A 17623-nucleotide genomic window follows, 5' to 3' on the forward strand; every position below is an offset into this window, starting at 1 on the left:
TAACCGAACCCACTTTATTGTCGGGGGCACTCACATCGCACATGAGTAGATTCGCGGAAGTAAACGACCAGTACGAACCCGAGTCGGTCGAAGACCGGGTGTTCGACTACTGGGACGAGGTAAACGCCTACGAGAAAACGAAGGCAAACCGGGAGGGCGCGGAGCGATTCTTCTTCGTCGATGGCCCACCCTACACCTCCGGCGCGGCCCACATGGGAACGACGTGGAACAAGTCGCTGAAGGACGCCTACATCCGCTACCTGCGTATGCAAGGGTACGATGTGACCGACCGACCGGGGTACGACATGCACGGGCTGCCCATCGAGACGAAAGTCGAGGAGCGAATGGGCTTCGAGAACAAGAAGGACATCGAGGAGTTCGGGATGGAGAACTTCATCGAGGAGTGCAAGGAGTTCGCCGACGACCAACTCGAGGGTCTTCAAAACGACTTCAAATCTTTCGGCGTCTGGATGGACTGGGACAACCCCTACAAAACGGTAAGTCCCGAGTATATGGAAGCCGCATGGTGGGGCTTCCAACGCGCTCACGAACGAGGTCTCGTCGAGCAGGGCAAGCGCTCCATCAGCCAATGTCCGCGTTGTGAAACCGCCATCGCCAACAACGAAGTCGAATACGAGGACGTTGATGATCCATCTATCTACGTGAAGTTCCCGCTCCGCGACCGCGAAGGGAGTCTCGTCGTCTGGACGACGACGCCGTGGACGGTTCCGGCGAACACCTTCGTCGCCGTCGATGCGGAAGGCACCTACGCCGAGGTCCGAGCAACCACGGACGGCGAGACGGAAACGCTCTATGTCGGCAAACCGAAGGTCGAAGAAGTCCTGAAGAAAGGCCGCTACGACGACTACGATGTCGTTTCCGAACTGACCGGCGAGGAACTCCTCGGTTGGAAATACGAGCATCCACTCGACGACGAAGTGCCGAACCACCCGAGCGGCGATGGAACGCTGCAGGTGTACGAAGCCGACTACGTGAAAGTCGATGGGGACGGTACCGGACTCGTCCACTCCGCACCCGGACACGGTGAGGAGGACTTCAATCGCGGGACGGAACTCGGACTCGACGTGTTCTGTCCCGTCGGCGGTGACGGCGTGTACGAGAAAGCGGGCGGTAAGTACGAAGGGCAGTTCGTGAAGGATGCCGACGAGGACATCATGGCCGACCTCGATTCGAACGGTCATCTGCTCGCCTCGGGCACCGTCAACCACAGCTATGGCCACTGTTGGCGGTGTGACACTGGTATCCTCCAAATCGTCACCGACCAGTGGTTCATCACGGTCACGGACATCAAGGACGAACTCCTCGACAACATCGAGGATAGCGAGTGGCATCCTCAGGAAGCCCGTGACGAACGGTTCTACAACTTCGTGGAGAACTCGCCGGACTGGAACGTCTCGCGGCAGCGCTACTGGGGCGTTCCGATCCCGATCTGGACGCCAAGCGCGGACGAGTCCGCGGACGGTTGGGACGGAAACATGGACGACGTGGTCGTTGTTGGCACCCGTGAGGAGCTCGCTGAAGCGGTTGACCAAGACGTAGACCCGGAAGAAGTCGATCTTCACCGGCCGACGGTGGACGACCTGACGATCACGAAAGACGGGACGACCTACACCCGCGTCCCGGACGTGTTCGACGTGTGGCTGGACTCCTCAGTCGCGTCGTGGGGTACGCTCGACTATCCGAGCGATGAAGAGGACTTCGAGGAACTGTGGCCCGCCGACCTCATCATGGAGGCCCACGACCAGACCCGCGGTTGGTTCTGGTCACAACTCGGCATGGGAACCGCCGCACTCGGCGACGTGCCATACGATGACGTGCTGATGCACGGCTGGGCGCTCGCCGAAGACGGGCGTAAGATGTCGAAATCTATCGGAAACATCGTCGCTCCCGAGGAGGCAATCGAGCGTCATGGGGCGGATCCGATGCGTCTGTTCCTCCTCTCGCAAAATCCGCAAGGTGAGGACATGCGCTTCTCGTGGGATGAGATGCAGAACATGCAGCGAAGCCTGAACATCCTTTGGAACGTGTTCCGGTTCCCATTGCCCTACATGCGGTTGGACGACTTCGATCCGAACGAGGTCGGTGTCAAAGATGCCGAAACCGAACTCGTGGACGAATGGGTGCTCTCGCGTCTACAGACCGTGACGGCGGAGATGACCGAGCAGTGGGAGGAGTACCGCCAGGACCGCGCACTTCGCGCACTGCTCGACTTCGTCGTGGAAGACGTGTCACGGTTCTACATCCAAGTCGTTCGCGAGCGAATGTGGGAAGAAGAGGACAGCGCGAGCAAGCAGGCCGCCTACGCGACGTTCCACCACATTCTGAAGACAGTCGTGGCCCTGCTCTCGCCGTTTGCCCCCTTCATCAGCGAGAAGATCTATCAGAACCTCACGGGCGACGAGGGCGAAGCGAGTGTGCATATGCTCGACTGGCCCGAGGTCGATGAATTCTGGCACGACGAGGAAATGGAAGCCGACGTGTCAGTCCTTCGTGCCGTCGAAGAAGCAGGAGCGAACGCCCGCCAGCAGGCTGAACGAAAGCTCCGCTGGCCAGTCTCACGAATCGTCGTGGACGCGCGGGACGACTCCGTCGTCCGCGCGGTCGAAAAGCACGCCGACCTGCTTGCTGATCGCCTGAACGCTCGTGATGTCGAACTCGTGATGCCCGATGAAGGTTGGGGCGAACTGGCCTACAGCGCCGAGGCGGATATGAGCGTCCTCGGTCCAACCTTCGGCGACGATGCAGGGCGCGTGATGAACGCGCTCAACGAGGCACGAGTCAGCGATGCAAGCCTCGCGGAACTCGAAGATGCTGTTGCGGAAACGCTCAATGAAGAGATCGAACTGGACGACGAAATGGTCGAGTTCGTCACGCAGACGCCGGACGACGTAAGCGGCACGTCCTTCAGCGTGGACGGCAACGAACTCGGCGTCGTCTACGTCGATACGACACTCACGGAGGACATCGAAAGCGAGGGCTACGCACGCGAAGTCATCCGCCGTGTACAGGAGATGCGCAAGGAGATGGACCTCGACATCGAGGAAGAAATCCGTCTCGAACTCGATGTTCACGATGATCGAGTTGCCGACTTCGTCGAGGAACATATGGAGCTCGTGAAAGAGGAAGTTCGCGCCGAAAGCGTCGGTGAAGTCGATGACGGCCACCGCAAAGAGTGGGATGTCGAAGGTGTTACGATGACGATTGCAATCGTGCCACTCGCGGAAGTGGAGCTATAGAATCCAGGCGCGAACATCGCGAGCGGGCAGAGAACCTTTGACGACGACCGAAGTGACTAAGCCAGAAACGGTGACGATAGTTTTTTGCTCAAGATACTACCAGCGACAGTGAGCGAGTGCAACAAAAGGTAATTTTACAACGCGTCGGCGATAGCGGGCGCAACCGATACCTGACTTACAGCACGTTCGATGGTATCCGTGCCGTACACAGCCACGACACCCGCGTTTGCGAGTTTCGTTCGAGCGTTTAGCGCGAGCATGGGGTGGACACAAGTGACGAACACACGACCGATATCCCGTTTCTGGAGGAGAGAAACCGCCCCGCTCATGGTCGAACCGGTCGCAATGATGTCGTCGGTGATGACGATATCCTTGCCAGTCACGTCGGTATCGCTTGGCGTCATTTCGACCTCCGTTCCGGAGAGTCTCTTCTTCTCGAAGTAATCCGTGACACCACGACCGTACGCATTTCTGACAGTGTCGGCGATGTCGAGTGCACCCGCGTCGGGTGAGAGAAACACCGGATCAGCCAAGTCGTCTGGCAGCGGGTCAGCGAGGCACCCGGCGGCATTTACCGGTTCCGCAGGAACGTCGAAGAAGTCACAGACGGCAGTTTCGTGCGGATTGACCGTCAGTACCCGGTCGGTTCCGGTACTGATGGCACGAGCAACCGCGCGAGAGGAAATCGGCTGACCACGTTCGAACGTCTTGTCCTGTCGGGCGTATCCCATATATGGGAGCACAGTGATGACTTCCTCGGCACCCCATTCACGGGCGGCGTCCTGCAGTTGGAGCAGTTCGATGTGGGCATCACTCGAAACCGTCGAAGCAACGACGATAGCACGAGTGCCGTCGAAGCCAGGCGCACTTGCGAGCAGTTCGTCGTCCGGGAACGACTGATACTCCACGGACGCGAGCGGTTCGTCTAGTTCGGCAGCGAGTGTGGCCGCCAAGGATTGCGAGGCAGACCCACTGAGTATCATACGAAAAAACTGGACATCCCAGGTTAAACGCGTTTTCACTCGGCGGTGTGGGACTGTGAACGTCTTTGACAAACGTAATCGACTGAGTGCGATCGGGTGTCGGGACCTATATTTCCTGTTCAAAAATATTAATATATTATTTATGTTATTAAATAGTAGTGCTGGTCAATGGTATCGGTAACTCGGCTCAGTATGGACGTGTCGTCGGTAGACGAATCCGATCTTACACCAGCTGAGACAGGTATTCTCAATCTACTCGCCGAAGGTCGATGTACTCCCGCGTACGTGGCCAGCGAGATGGCGGTTGGGGCGGACACGGCCAGGGGAACGCTTGATAGGTTGCGAGAGTACGAAATCGTCGGAAAGCCCTACCGTGGTCTGTACGAGCTTCGACTCGATAGAACCGACGACAGCTCGAAATATCGAACGACGGAAACGCTCCTCGTTGACGTTCCGTTCGAAGACGACGATTTCACACCGACCGAGCGAGGAATCCTCAACCTACTCGCCGAAGGACGGGCGATACCGGCCTACCTCGCTCAGGAGCTCGACGTCACACAGGAATGTGTCAAAACTCGTCTCCGTGACCTCACGCGACTCGAACTCGTCCGGAAGAGACATCGTGGACTCTACGAACTCGTTGCCGAGTAGTGCACGGCAACTGCTCGAATTCCTGAGAGACCGAGATTTCGACTCCGCCATCCGTCGCCGATGGACGAGAGAAACGTCCCCGGTTCAGTCACGACGTACACACCCTCGCCGAATCCGATGTCGGCGACGGGTTCATCGACCGGAAGCGTGATTTCCACCCACTCATCGTTGTCTCGAACGAACAACGTGTCATCGGCCGCGGCATAGGCGTCTTCATCGGTGGTGTTTACGACGTGAAAGCTGCCCTCCATCGCATCCATCCAACCATTACCGAGCCAGTAGAGGCCGTCGGCGGTAGCCGCAAGTGGAACGCCCTTCGCGGAGACGTCCCGGACGTCGTTCAAGCCGACGTGGCGGACACCATCGTCCACGATCCGATAGACACCGTCGATAGTCGCCACCAAATTACCGTCGATAGCTCGTACTTCGGGGAGCGAAGCCAGTTCGTTCCAGCCGCTATCGTACCGTGCAAGGATGCCGTCCTCGCTTGCCGCGAGGAGGTCGTCTCCATCGAAATCGACCGCGACTGCGGGTCCGAAACCGAGCGGCGAAAAGTCGCCGTCGATAACGCCCTCGTCGGTGGCGACTGCGAGCGAATCGCCAGTTACCGCAACGTCACGAGCGACACAGCGGTGAGCGATCGAGAACTCACCGACGATGTCACCGGAAATCTCGACGCGGGCGACACCTAGTTCCGTGGCGACGTAGGCAGTCGTCGTCCCCGACTGGTCGCTGTAGACGCGTTTTTCGTCGATACTCGTCATATCCAAGTGAGGGATGCGAACTGTGGAAAACGTTCGGGTTCGGGCTACCGACCCCGGAATTCGGTCGAAACGACGGTCCCCTCGTCGTCGAACGTCAATCGAAGTTCTTCGTCGTCCAACGGGATTCGCAGCCGGAATGAAAGCGGATCGGTTCCGACGAGTGAGAGGTACTCGTGGTGGAGTGCCCAGTCGATATCCCACAACGGACGGGCGTCGATATCGACGCCGTGAGCGGCGTGAAAGCCGACGACTCGTGGATGCTCGCGAACCAGACAACCGAGGGGGAGGTTCGACATCGCCCAACACTCTCGACACGACACTCGGAGTCGGTATGGCACGTCACCGATGCTGAGCGTCGGCTCCGATTCGGTTATTTGCCCCTCCATTCGGGAGCCACATTCCGGACACGTCCCGGCGGATGCGAGGGCATTCCAACGACGAGTCCACACGTCGAACGTCGAAAGGAGGTCGTCTCGACGCGTGGTTGGAGCGGGTGGAAACGGGTTATGAAGGATTTCTTCGCCGCAGTCATCACAGGTGATACGAATTCGCTCATGTTCGTATCGAGCGATGATGGATTCCTCGTGGCAGTTGTAGCACGTCCCCGGTGCAGGAAGAGTCGTCCCATCCGCCTGTTCGGTGAATATTCCGGCCGTCAGCGCGCTCGCGACTTTTCGGCCTGCATAGGTGAGTTCGTACCCAGCGGTCGTTTTCCGAACGTACTGTCCGACGAGACGTTGAAGATGATAGTTGAAATTCCCGCTATCGCGGAGGCCGACACGCTGCTTGAGTTCCGCGTATGAAAGAGAATACTCACCGTTCCGGAACGCCTGTTGGAGTTCGTAAATCATCGAAACCCGTCGTTCGTTTCCGATGGCGGCGAGCGCGTCTGCCGGGTCAGGACGGGGATCTCCCATACGGGATGTTCGTACGTGGAGGAGTATATCACTCCCGAAAAGATGTCAGATTTCCATGTGCAATCGCGTGCGCAGAACGGCTTCAATACGTCAGTTCCTCCAAATTCGTATGCGGAGCTTGAGTCGAAATATCGCACTCTACTACGCCTACAAATCGACCAAGGCGGTCGAGTTTTATCGGCCGATAATGTATCTCTACTTCCTTTCACTCGGATTGGATTTCACTGCGATTGCGATTCTCGAAGGGATTTACAACGTCACGACCGTTCTCGGCGAAATTCCGACGGGGTACGTCGGCGACAGAGTTGGACGCAGAAACAGTCTGCTGTTTGGAACGACAGTCATTACGCTGACGCTCGTCGGAATCGGATTCGCGGAGACCTTCCTCGAGCTCGCGGTGCTGTACGCCTGCTGGTCGATGGGGTACAATTTTCGGTCGGGAAGCGACGATGCATGGCTCTACGATACACTCACCGATGAACTGTCCGCGGACCAGTTCGCCTCCGTTCGAGGGCGGGGGCAGTCGGTCGCCCTGCTGGTCGGCGTCGTCGGAAGCGTCGTCGGTGGCTATCTCGGAAACATCGACCTCGCCTATCCGTTTCTGATGGCGGCGGGAGTATCCGGCCTCGGCGTACCCGTTTTGTTGAGTTTGGAGGAACCCACGAGTTACGAGAAGAGCGACGCCGACGAACTCGGTTTGCGAGAGGCAGTTAGCGTCATCAGTGAAACACTCTCGCATCCACGGCTTCGCGCGTTCGTCGTCTACTACTTCGTCCTTTTTTCTGCGGTTTCGTATCTCGTCTTCATGTACGTCCAACCGGTGCTCGAGACCGTCCTTCCGCAGGTTGGGGTACCGACAGGCGAAGTCGAACCGCTTCTCGGCTGGTTTTATGCCGCAGTCAGTCTCTTTTCGGCGGGACTGAGCTATCACACCGGCACGATTCGGGACCGCGTGGGACTCCGCCAGTGGTTTCTCGTTATTCCGTTCGTCGTTGGTATCGGGCTTGTCGCCCTCAGGGCACTGCCGATGCTTGCGATTCCAGCGTTCCTCTTCGCCCGTGGAATCTCGGAAACGACGCGTTCGCTGGCCTCGCAGTACGTCAACGACAGGATCGACACCCTCGGACGAGCAACTGTGCTCTCCGCGCTCGCCATGGTGAGCTCGATCGCGGTCATCCCGTTCCAACTCGGTAGTGGCGTGATTTCGGATGTGGCGTCGCCGCTGACGGCTCTCGCTATTGCTGGTGGAGTTCTGCTAGTCGGGTCGTTCGCCGTTCTTGTATGGGAATCTCCCGTCAAATCACCCATGGGACACCCCGCTGAGGCGGAGTAGCACCAGTATTCGGAATCTCTTTCAAGACAGACTCCCCACCACCGAACATGAAGGTGTTCGGGTCGAGTGGGACGCGAGGGGTCGCGAACGACGAGTTGACCCCCGAGTTCGTGCTCAAGATTGCGAAGGCGGCGGGGACGGTGTGGCGCTCCGACCGAGTCGCTCTCGCCAGAGATACGCGAGCTACTGGCGACATGCTCGCCGACGCCGCAGCCAGCGGATTGGCAAGCATCGGAGCGGACGTAGATCGACTCGGTATCGTTCCGACACCCGGTGCGCAGGCGTACGCGGAGCGCGAGGGTATCCCGGCGTTGATGATAACGGCGAGCCACAACCCACCGGAATACAACGGCGTAAAACTCATCGGCGACGATGGTATCGAGCTCGCCGTCGGGAGTTTGGAACGCATCGAGGGAAAGTTCTTGACTGAGGCGTTCGAGGAAGTTCGATGGAGCGAAACGGGACACAGCCATCGAATCGACGACGCTCGCGACTGGTACGTTTCACAGCTGCTCGACAACATCGACAGGGAGAAAATCGCCGATGCAAACCTCACCGTCGCCCTCGACCCCGGACACGGCGCAGGGTCGCTCACCTCGCCACAGTTTTTCCGAGAGCTTGGCTGTGAAGTCGTGACGGCGAACAGCCAGCCGGACGGACATTTCCCCGGACGCAATCCGGAACCGGTTCCGAAAAACCTCCGCGACCTCGGCCGATTGGTCGAATCGACAGATGCGGACGTTGGAATCGCACATGATGGGGACGCGGACCGCGCCATCTTCTACGACGAAACCGGCAAGTACATCGAGGGTGACGCGACGCTGGCCGCCCTCTCCGCCGCACAACTCGAGCCAGGTGATGCCGTCGTCTCCGCCGTCAACGTCTCCCAGCGACTCGTGGACGTTGCCCACGAAACAGGTTCGACACTCGAACTGACGCCGATCGGCAGTACGAACATTATCACCCGAATCCGAGAGCTGCGTGACCAGAACGTGGCGGTCCCCGTCGCTGGCGAGGGCAATGGCGGTATTTTCTTCCCGAACTATCGTCTGACCCGCGATGGGGCATATACCGCCGCGAAATTCCTCGAACTACTCACCGAACGGAGTGCCAGTGAAGTCGTCGAACCGTACAACGGGTATCAGAACGTTCGAACGAACATCTCGTACACGACGGACGCGGAGCACGACGCCCTCCTCTCCGCCGCGGAGGAGAGAGCAAAAGAATCGGATGCGGAGCTGAACACTCGCGACGGCTATCGACTCGACTTCGGCGATGCGTGGGTGCTCGCGCGGCCGAGTGGAACCGAACCGATGGTTCGCATCTACGCCGAGGCGCGCGAACGTCATCGTGCCGAGGAACTCGCAGAGGAGATGGAGGCTGCCCTTCGAATCGCGAAGGCGAGCGTCTGATTCCGAAATCGAAACGGGAACGATACGTTCGAATTCAGCGTTCCGGATACGAAGAAAGGGCGTCCGAAAGTTCGGCTTTTCGCTCACGTGCTTGCTGAAGTTCGTCCTCGACAGCACCACGAGCGAGTCGGTCGTGCTCCTCGTCCGTTAGTTCTGCCCGTGCCTGCGCTGCCGTTCGTAAGGCATCAAACCGGTCGTCGTACGTGAGTTGCTGAACGTCACGAAGTCGAGCGACCGCCTCCGGAGGGGCGAACCGATCCGCGATGCGAATTGCCTCTTCACACCACCAGCGAAGTTCGTTAGCGGGCGCTGGCGGCCAGCCGATGAGCAACGGTTCGGCGTCGAGGCGGTCGAGATACGTTTCGTTCGTGGCGACGGCGCGTTTCAGTTCGACGGGGTTGTCGACGTAGTGGCCGAGTTTCGATCGAGAGTAGCGAGCCAGTTCGAGTAGTTTCGGAACCGATTTTTCACCCACATCGTTCTCGAGCAGATAGGTTCTGAGTTCGTCCGGCGGAGCGTCGAACTCGATGAGTGGATACTGTTCAGTTGCGGTGAGAAATCGAACGAGTTCGCGGGCGGTCGAATCGTGTTTGAACGCACGGAATGCGGATGAGATGGCCTCGTCCGCGGTTTCGATCGGCTCCCGCAGTTCATCCGTCGGAGCGTCCAAATCGGCATCGCCTAGCTCCTGCAACCGATCCAAATCGTCGATTCGCTCCTCCAGTTCGGTGATTCTGGTGGCGACAGCGTGACGGGCATCGCGGTATCGCTCGGTGGCTTCCCGACGTTCTTCGAGAAGGGAGGCGGTTTCCCGAGCGGGTTGGAGTATCGTTCGTATGCGGTCGAAATCCGATTCGCTCAACCTGCGTTTGTCGGTGACGTCTTCCGCTCGCTCGAACGACTCGCGGGCGGGCACGTCATCGGGGAGGCTCTCGACCAAATCGGCGAACTGGCCTTGAAACTCCACGAACGATTTGAAATCCCCGGTTCCGGTGGCTTTGCCCTCGTATCGATTGAGCAGTCGCGTCGCGCGGTCGTGGGCGTCGGCAACTGCCTCGATGTGCGGCTTTCCGTGCTCCGCGACCGCTGCCTCCGCTTCCCGACAGAGTTCGTCCGTGTTTTGGAGGTCGGCAAGTGGGTCAGACATCTCACTCGTAGATTTCGTCGGGGTCGAACACTTTTTCGCCGACGACTTCGGCTTCGGCGGTGTCGTCCTCGTTCAGGGCGTCCAGTTCGCGATAGAAACAGGACTCGTACCCGGTGTGACAAGCACCGCCTTCCTGCTCGACTCGGTAGAGGAATGCATCGCCGTCGCAATCGACTCGAACGTCTTCGACGTGTTGTACGTGGCCGCTCGTACCACCTTTCTGCCAGAGTTCGTCACGACTTCGGGAGTAGTAGTGTGCGAGACCGGTTTCGAGGGTTTGCTTGACCGCTTCGGGCGATACGTAGGCGAGCATGAGTACGTCGCCGGAATCGGCGTCTTGGGTGATTGCGGGGAGTAGATCGGTGTCGTCGAACGCGAGCGCGACTTCCTCGGTCATGGTTGGGCGAAGGTGTCGATGGGGAATAGGCTTTTTCGCTCGTGGTGGAACGAGATCCGAGAACGTGGTCAATCTTCGACCAGTTGAGCGAAATCGTCTATCGGGATGATTTCCATCGTCTGCATATCCATCCCGTGACTTTCGACCGCGATTCCCGCTCTGAATGCAGTGTCCCGATCCGGCGCATCGAAGATGAGGATGTAATCGTACTCGCCGAGTACTGCATAACTGCCGTCCAGCGTGACGCCGAACTCTTCGAACTCGGCACGAACGTTGCCCCATACCGACGCCAACTCCTGTGCGTTCTGGATTTGCTCGCGAATATCGACGAGCGCAACGTATTTTGCCATGTTATAGATTGACGTATGCCGTCGGAAAAGGTGTTTTCACCAGTCTCTCAAAAGACGGGGCGCTATCCGCGAAGATGCCGGTTCGAACCGGCCAGGAGAACGCTCACTTGCGACCCATCACCTCGAAAACTGCTCTGTCACCGTCCTGAATTTCGCTCACGACCGTGCTGAGGTCTGCAAACTCGACGCCGGGTTGGGTTCGCATATGACGAATCAACTCCTCCAACCGCCTCGTTCGCGGCGGTTGCCCGATGACCTGTGGATGCATAGCGAGCGTGAAGATCCCGTCGTCCACGTTCTCTTCCATCCAATCGAACTGCGCTCGCCAAAGGTCGAACACCGACCGTTCATCCGCGAATCCCCACAGTATCGACTGCTCCCAGACGAACATCAACGCCGGAAAATCCGCCCGCTTCCACGAAATCGGGACTTCGATGATGTCAGTCGGATCGCCGAGTTTGAACGCGGCGTCGTCGGGTGCGCTCCAATTCTTGCGGAGATGGTACGGTTCGAAATCGTTACCCATCTGGCTGGAATCCCATTCGAACCCCAATTCTTCGAGGATTTCGAGGGTGTGTTCGGAAAATTCCCATGCCGGTGAGCGAAATCCAGTGGGTTTGCGTCCCGTTACATCCTCGATGTTCGAAATCGCGCGCTCGTACTCCGACTTCTCCGCTTCCTTGCTGTCGAACGTACTCGGGTTGACGTGTCGCCAACCGTGACACTGCACGTCGTAACCGCGGTCGGAAACCTCCTCGACACGGTCCGGAAAACTCTCTATCGTGTGACCGGGAACGAACCACGTCGCGGGAATATCGTGTGTATCGTGGAGGTCAAGGATGCGAGGCGCTCCGACCCATGCGCCGTAAACTCCCCGTGACAGTTGCGTCGGTGCGTCGGACGCACCGAACGTGTGTATCCAGACGGATACCGCGTCGAAATCATAGGTCAAACAGACAGTCGTTGGGGACATCGCAAATGGAGACGACCGAAAACGAAATACCTCTATCCCATTCGTGTGTCGTCGCTGTCCGTTGGATTAGCGAGGAGAAGATCGAATCGTTCGAATTACTGCGTGCGGAACGCGCGGTCGCCAGCGTCTCCCAATCCGGGGACGATAAAGCCGTCGTCGTTGAGTCGGTCGTCGATGCTTACCGTCAGGAGGTCCGCCTCGGGGAACTTCTCGTGGACGTTGAGCAGGCCGTCCGGTGCGCTGACCGCGGAGAGGACGAAGAAGTTTTCCGGGTTCGGTTGTTCGTTGAGGACCTCTTCGAGGACGGCGCACATCGTGCTCCCCGTAGCGAGCATCGGGTCGGCCACGATGACCGTGTCTTTCTCCGTGATTTCGGGGAGTTTCACGTAGTCGATGGTGATGGGGAACTCGCCGTCTTCGTTCATTCCGGCGTCCTCGTTCCGGCCAGCACTGATAACGCCCTGTTTCGCGCGTGGGAACGCCTTCAGCAGTCCTTCGACGAATGGCGTGGCGGCACGGAGAACGTTGATGATGACCACGTCGTCCAGTCCTTTGACGCGCTCGCCGGTTGTCTCGGTAAGCGGCGTGTTGATGGAAACGTACTCCGTGTCCATCGCACCGTCGATGATTTCGTAGCCACAGATACGACCGAGTTTGACGAGTCCCTTACGGAAGCCGACCTGTTCCGTGTTCTCGTCCCGAATCTTCGAGAGCGTGTCCTTCGCCATCGCGTGCGTGATGAGGTGGGCGTCACCTCGCTGCTCGATAGTCATATGCGATTCGTGCGCGGCGAGGGGCTATAAGCTAACGATACGAGCGAAGCATCGGGAAACTCTGACACGGGACTCTCGACTCATACGCCAAGCGTCAGTAGCCCGTTCTCGGACTGTGGAAACGGATTTTCGAACGTCGTCCAGTCCGCACCCATCTCCACGTCGGTTAGCAAACAGTCGTCCAATTCGGCGATGATGGCGTCCTCGTTCACGTCCGTTCCGATGAAGACGAGTTTCGTCTCGCGGTCCCCCCATTCGTCGTCCCATTGGAGGTTAGATCGGTTGTCGCGGTAGAGTTTCTGGTCGATTTCGGGAAGACTCGCAATCCACTTACCCGCCGTTTCGACGCGGGCGGACGACCCGGCCTGCCCGTATTCCATCACCCATTCTTGCCCGGCGAGCCAGAAGGTTCCTTTCGCCCGAACGATGCCGTCAGGGAGTGATCGAAGGAAGTCGGCGAGACGTTCGGGATGGAACGGTCGGCGGCGACGGTATGCGACCGACGAGACGCCGTAGGTCTCCTCGGGATGGCGATGGACGTGGAGATCGTCGTTATGTTCGGCGTGGGTGTGGTTTTCTTCTTCGTGGGAGTGGTCGTGGTCACGACCACTCCCATCGTTTGGATGTTCACCAGCGTGGACCATCGCTCGTTTCCAGCCAGCCGAATCACCGACTGCATCTCTATCGAACACTCCTCGCTGAAGAACCGCATCCGGCGAAACCCGACCGTGTTCGGTTCGAATCAGTTCGGCTCGGGGTTGAAGCGCGCGGAGAGTCGCCTCGATTTCGTCCAGTTCCTCGTCGGTCACGAGGTCGCATTTGTTGAGGACGAGCACGTCACAGAACTCGATCTGCTCGATAATGAGGTCGGAGAGGGGTCGCGTTTCTCCATCCTCCGTCTCGGTTCGCTCGACCGGCGAGTCGCCATCGAAGAAGTCGCGGAACTGGCGCGCGCTAACGAGGGTAACGGTCGTATCCACTTCGTACCGTGCAGCGGCGCGCGATTCGGTCGTGAACAGTCGAGCGACTGGGGCCGGTTCGCTGATTCCCGAGGATTCGACGACGAGGGTGTCGAACTCCCACTCGCGAGCGAGTCGGCTGACCTCGGTCCGGAGGTCGTCCTGTAATTCACAGCAGATACAGCCATTTGAGAGTTCAGCAACGCCGTTTTCGGCTGTCAGCTCGGTTCCATCCTCTATCAGTTCGGCATCGATGTTTATCGTCCCCATGTCGTTGACGAGCACCGCGATGTCCCTATCGCCGCTTTCTCGCAGGAGGTGATTGAGCGTCGTCGTCTTGCCTGCACCGAGATTGCCGCTCAAAATCGTAACCGGGATTCGACCCTGACTCATTTGCTATCCCGTCGCACGAACCGGAGCATCTTAAGCCTACCCGCAGGCTAGCGGCGGGAGATGGATCCGAAACCCGTAGCAGGAATTCGACCCGGTTGCTTAAATAGCGAGGACGACACTGTGGTAGTATGTCACTAGCCGACAGGATAGAGACGTACCGTCGGCACGTCTCGGAGTGGCTTCGTGGGCTCTATCACGGACTGGTTTCTCACCCAGCGTACGAACTGATAGAAAAAGAAGCCGAGGACATCGAAGACGAATTCATGCTCGCGTGTTTTCCCGACGTGTTCGGCGTCCCGAGTCCGATTTCGTACTACACCGCCGAACTGCTTCCCTACCTGACCGACGAGTTCGAGGCGTGGGAACGACGGATGTGGGACCGTGGGTCGCTCATCGAACGGAAGGGGCAGCAGTACCATTTCTAACATGAAAAAGTTCGTTTTCTTCGGCGGTAAGGGCGGCGTCGGTAAAACCACGGTATCCAGCGCGTACGGGCTGAAAAGCGCGAAGGCGGGACTGAAGACGCTCGTCGTTTCGACTGACCCGGCACACAGCACCTCGGACGTCTTCGACCAGCAGTTCGGTGACGAACCCGCACCAGTCGAAGGCCACGACGACCTGTGGGCGATGGAAATCGATCCCGAACAGGAGGTCGAAAATCATCTGATGGAGATAAAGCGAGCGATGGGCGACCAAGTGAGCCCAGGAATGGTCAACGCCATCGACCGCCAAGTCGAGATGGCACATCAAACGCCCGGCGCACACGAATCGGCGTTGTTCGACCGATTCGTCGATGTGATGCAAAACGCGGAGGAGTATGATCGCGTTGTATTCGATACTTCCCCGACAGGTGGAACGCTTCGACTGCTTTCGCTACCGGAGTTCCTCGAAGGGTGGATAGAGCGACTCCTCCACAAACGAAAGCGGAGCATCGACCTGTTCGAGAAGGCCGCCATCGGCGGGCGTGAACCACGACGGATGGCCGAAGGCGACCCCATCATCGCTCGACTTCAGGAACGAAAGGAGATGTTCGAGTTCGCCGGAGAGGTGCTTCGTACCGAGTCGGCTTACTTCCTCGTGCTCAATCCGGACGAACTCTCGATTCGTGAGACGGGACGTGCAGTAGAGGAGTTGACCGAGTACGACCTCGGCGTCTCCGGACTCGTCATCAACAAGGTCACGCCGGAACCGGACGAAAACGAATCGGGGAGGGGCGCGAGATACCTCCGTGATCGCTGCCGGACCGAACGGGAACGTATCGAACACATCCGCGAATCGTTCGACGAATCGGTCGTTGCGGTCATCGAATCACGGGTCGAAGAAGTAAAAGGCTCGCTTCTAGATGAAGTGGCAGACGAGTTAGATGTTGCCGTCGAACCGACACCGAAATCTGCTAGCCAGCCGTCTAGTGAAAGCTGACATTGTCACGGAAAGGAGCAATACAAACCCGTCATACTGGTAAGAACAAAAAGAACACTTATTATCGTTCGTCATATTTTGAGCCATGAGGGATAATAGCATGGCGACCGCAATCATATGGCTAGTACTCACCGTTTTGGTGCTTTTCAGTGTCGGATATCTCGGTTATTCACGGTATCTCGCACAGTTCGTCGATCTGGACGACAGTCGGGACACACCGGCGCATAAGTACGAGGACGGTCAGGAGTACGTTCCAGCGAAGAAACCAGTACTGTTAGGACATCACTATTCGAGTATCGCGGGCGGCGCACCCATCGTCGGCCCGATTACGGCAGGAGTCATTTGGGGATGGGTTCCTGCCCTGCTGTGGATTGCGATCGGCAATCCACTGATGGGCGCGGTTCACGACTTCATTTCGTTGTCGAGTAGTCTTCGGCACGAAGGAAAGTCCATCGGCTACATCATCGGGGAGTACGTCGGCGAAGGAGGGAAAAACATGCTGCTGTGGTTCGCGTTTCTCACTATCATTCTCGTCGTCGGCGTGTTCGCGTTCGTCGTCGGCGTCGTCTTCGAGGCGTATCCGAGCGCCGCGACGGCGAGCGTTCTGTACATCGCTCTCGCGATGATTTTCGGGGTGTACCTGTATCAACTCGACCTTCCCTTCATTCCGGGAACGATCGTGTTCGTCGCAGGCGTGTTCGCCAGCGTCTTCGTCGGCATGCAGTATCCCATCGAACTCGCCGCGAGCACGTGGGTACCGATCATCCTCGTCTATGCGTTCATCGCGAGCGTCCTTCCGGTTTGGACGCTCCTTCAACCGCGTGATTACCTGTCGTCGTTCCTCCTGTACGCGGGGGTCGGCGGCGCGCTGCTGGCAGTCATCGTCGGCACGATGGGAAGCGCCTTCGGTATCGGTGCGGTCACACCGAGCGAACCCCTGACGGTCAAGCTCAACGCGTTCAACGGGTTCTGGGGCGTGACCGACCAACCACTGTTCCCGATTCTGTTCATCACCATCGCGTGTGGGACCATCAGCGGGTTCCACTCGCTGGTTTCCTCGGGGACGACGGCGAAGCAGCTTAACCGCGAATCGGACGCCCGGGTCATCGGCTACGGTGGTATGCTCGGTGAGGGACTGCTCGCGGTGCTCGCGCTCTCGACGGTCGCGCTCGTCGGCTTTACATCCGAAGGCGGCGGTGTCGGGCAAGCGCTCCCGAACTTCGCACAGGGTGGCGGCATCATGCTCACCAGTTTCGGCATTCCGCAAGGATTCGGCGAACCGTTCATGGCACTCGTCATGGTGAGTTTCCTGCTCACATCTACCGACACGGCGCTTCGCCTCGGTCGATACATGTTCGAGGAAATCGTCGGCACGCCGGAAACGACCGTCCAGAGCGTCGGGTCGAACCGGTATTTCAACGCCGGATTCCAGTGTGTCATCGCGTTCGGACTCGTTGCGACGGGTACGTGGTCCGACCTCTGGCCGCTGTTCGGTGGCGCGAATCAACTGCTTGCCGCGCTCGCGCTCCTGACCGCGACCGTCTGGTTGGCCAACTGGAGCAAGAACAAACAACTGATCAGCACCGGCGTTCCGATGGTGCTGATGACGTTCGTAACGATCTGTGGCCTCCTTTACCTCGCACTCTACCAGAACGTGATTCTGAAATTCGTGCAAGGAGAATGGGGCGACGGCGGTGCAACCCTTGGTAGCATGATTTCCGCCGGACTGCAGACCGCCATCGCGCTCACCCTTATCGGACTCGCGCTCTCACTCGTCTGGAAGGGGTACAAAAACATCACGTCCGCCCGACGAGGACGAACCGGCGCTCCGGTTACCGACGGAGGCGAATCGGACGACTGAAAAACCTCACTGGGTCGGCCACCGAACGGAAATA

Annotated in this window: 16 protein-coding genes; 7 read left to right on the forward strand and 9 right to left on the reverse strand. The window is 58.5% G+C overall.

The genetic code is table 11. The features are described from left to right. Nucleotides 1–41 precede the first annotated feature (41 nt). Entirely contained in the window at nucleotides 42–3257 is a 3216-nt protein-coding gene (ileS, locus tag OOF89_RS06195; RefSeq protein ID WP_266079317.1) for an isoleucine--tRNA ligase, read from the forward strand. A 134-nt stretch (nucleotides 3258–3391) separates the two neighbouring features. Here the strand turns inward: ileS and prs are convergent, their stop codons facing one another. Further along, nucleotides 3392–4240 (reverse strand): ribose-phosphate diphosphokinase, encoded by an 849-nt coding sequence (gene prs, locus OOF89_RS06200; RefSeq protein WP_266079319.1) that lies wholly within the window; start codon nucleotides 4238–4240, stop codon nucleotides 3392–3394. 168 nt (nucleotides 4241–4408) lie between these two features. Here prs and OOF89_RS06205 point away from each other — a divergent pair, with 168 nt between their 5' ends. Beyond that, nucleotides 4409–4891, forward strand: coding sequence for a helix-turn-helix domain-containing protein (locus OOF89_RS06205; RefSeq protein WP_266079321.1), 483 nt, complete (start codon nucleotides 4409–4411; stop codon nucleotides 4889–4891). Here the strand turns inward: OOF89_RS06205 and OOF89_RS06210 are convergent. Together OOF89_RS06210 and OOF89_RS06215 are read right to left on the reverse strand one after the other, a co-directional pair. Further along, nucleotides 4870–5655, reverse strand: a complete 786-nt coding sequence (locus tag OOF89_RS06210) for an HVO_0234 family beta-propeller protein (RefSeq protein WP_266079323.1) — start codon at nucleotides 5653–5655, stop codon at nucleotides 4870–4872. The genes OOF89_RS06205 and OOF89_RS06210 overlap by 22 nt on opposite strands. Before the next feature lie 44 nt (nucleotides 5656–5699). Continuing rightward, nucleotides 5700–6572, reverse strand: coding sequence for a DUF7351 domain-containing protein (locus tag OOF89_RS06215; protein WP_266079325.1), 873 nt, complete (start codon nucleotides 6570–6572; stop codon nucleotides 5700–5702). A 109-nt stretch (nucleotides 6573–6681) separates the two neighbouring features. Here OOF89_RS06215 and OOF89_RS06220 point away from each other — a divergent pair, with 109 nt between their 5' ends. Both OOF89_RS06220 and glmM read left to right on the forward strand, forming a co-directional pair. Then, nucleotides 6682–7905 (forward strand): MFS transporter, encoded by a 1224-nt coding sequence (locus OOF89_RS06220; RefSeq protein WP_266079327.1) that lies wholly within the window; start codon nucleotides 6682–6684, stop codon nucleotides 7903–7905. Between the two features lie 47 nt (nucleotides 7906–7952). Continuing rightward, the gene (glmM, locus tag OOF89_RS06225; RefSeq protein ID WP_266079329.1) at nucleotides 7953–9317 is read left to right on the forward strand and encodes a phosphoglucosamine mutase; all 1365 of its coding nucleotides are present in this window, start codon (nucleotides 7953–7955) and stop codon (nucleotides 9315–9317) included. A 34-nt stretch (nucleotides 9318–9351) separates the two neighbouring features. Here glmM and OOF89_RS06230 read toward each other — a convergent pair whose 3' ends face one another. The 6 genes from OOF89_RS06230 to OOF89_RS06255 form a co-directional block, all read right to left on the reverse strand. Further along, on the reverse strand, nucleotides 9352–10464 hold the full coding sequence (locus OOF89_RS06230; protein WP_266079331.1) for a DUF7118 family protein: 1113 nt from the start codon (nucleotides 10462–10464) through the stop codon (nucleotides 9352–9354). Between the two features lies 1 nt (nucleotide 10465). Then, the gene (hisI, locus tag OOF89_RS06235) at nucleotides 10466–10861 is read right to left on the reverse strand and encodes a phosphoribosyl-AMP cyclohydrolase (protein ID WP_266079333.1); all 396 of its coding nucleotides are present in this window, start codon (nucleotides 10859–10861) and stop codon (nucleotides 10466–10468) included. A 68-nt stretch (nucleotides 10862–10929) separates the two neighbouring features. Continuing rightward, nucleotides 10930–11211: a GYD domain-containing protein gene (locus OOF89_RS06240; RefSeq protein WP_266079335.1), complete on the reverse strand. Its 282-nt coding sequence runs from the start codon at nucleotides 11209–11211 to the stop codon at nucleotides 10930–10932. A 103-nt stretch (nucleotides 11212–11314) separates the two neighbouring features. Further along, a complete protein-coding gene (locus tag OOF89_RS06245) occupies nucleotides 11315–12184 on the reverse strand; it encodes a polysaccharide deacetylase family protein (RefSeq protein WP_266079337.1) in 870 nt (289 codons plus the stop codon). A 95-nt stretch (nucleotides 12185–12279) separates the two neighbouring features. After that, nucleotides 12280–12957, reverse strand: coding sequence for a uracil phosphoribosyltransferase (gene upp / locus OOF89_RS06250; RefSeq protein WP_266079338.1), 678 nt, complete (start codon nucleotides 12955–12957; stop codon nucleotides 12280–12282). A gap of 80 nt (nucleotides 12958–13037) precedes the next feature. Further along, nucleotides 13038–14309, reverse strand: a complete 1272-nt coding sequence (locus OOF89_RS06255) for a GTP-binding protein (RefSeq protein WP_266079340.1) — start codon at nucleotides 14307–14309, stop codon at nucleotides 13038–13040. Nucleotides 14310–14437: 128 nt separating this feature from the next. Here OOF89_RS06255 and OOF89_RS06260 point away from each other — a divergent pair, with 128 nt between their 5' ends. The 3 genes from OOF89_RS06260 to OOF89_RS06270 all read left to right on the forward strand — a co-directional run bounded on the left by OOF89_RS06260 (nucleotide 14438) and on the right by OOF89_RS06270 (nucleotide 17589). Then, nucleotides 14438–14734 carry a hypothetical protein gene (locus OOF89_RS06260; protein ID WP_266079342.1) on the forward strand — a complete coding sequence of 99 codons (297 nt, stop codon included), beginning with the start codon at nucleotides 14438–14440 and terminating at the stop codon, nucleotides 14732–14734. Nucleotide 14735: 1 nt separating this feature from the next. Then, nucleotides 14736–15728, forward strand: coding sequence for an ArsA family ATPase (locus OOF89_RS06265; RefSeq protein ID WP_266079344.1), 993 nt, complete (start codon nucleotides 14736–14738; stop codon nucleotides 15726–15728). 85 nt (nucleotides 15729–15813) lie between these two features. Continuing rightward, complete coding sequence (locus OOF89_RS06270) at nucleotides 15814–17589, forward strand: carbon starvation CstA family protein (protein ID WP_266079346.1); 1776 nt, start codon at nucleotides 15814–15816, stop codon at nucleotides 17587–17589. Nucleotides 17590–17623 lie beyond the last annotated feature (34 nt).

The organism is Haladaptatus caseinilyticus (genome assembly GCF_026248685.1).
Taxonomy (GTDB): Archaea; Halobacteriota; Halobacteria; order Halobacteriales; family Haladaptataceae; genus Haladaptatus; species Haladaptatus caseinilyticus.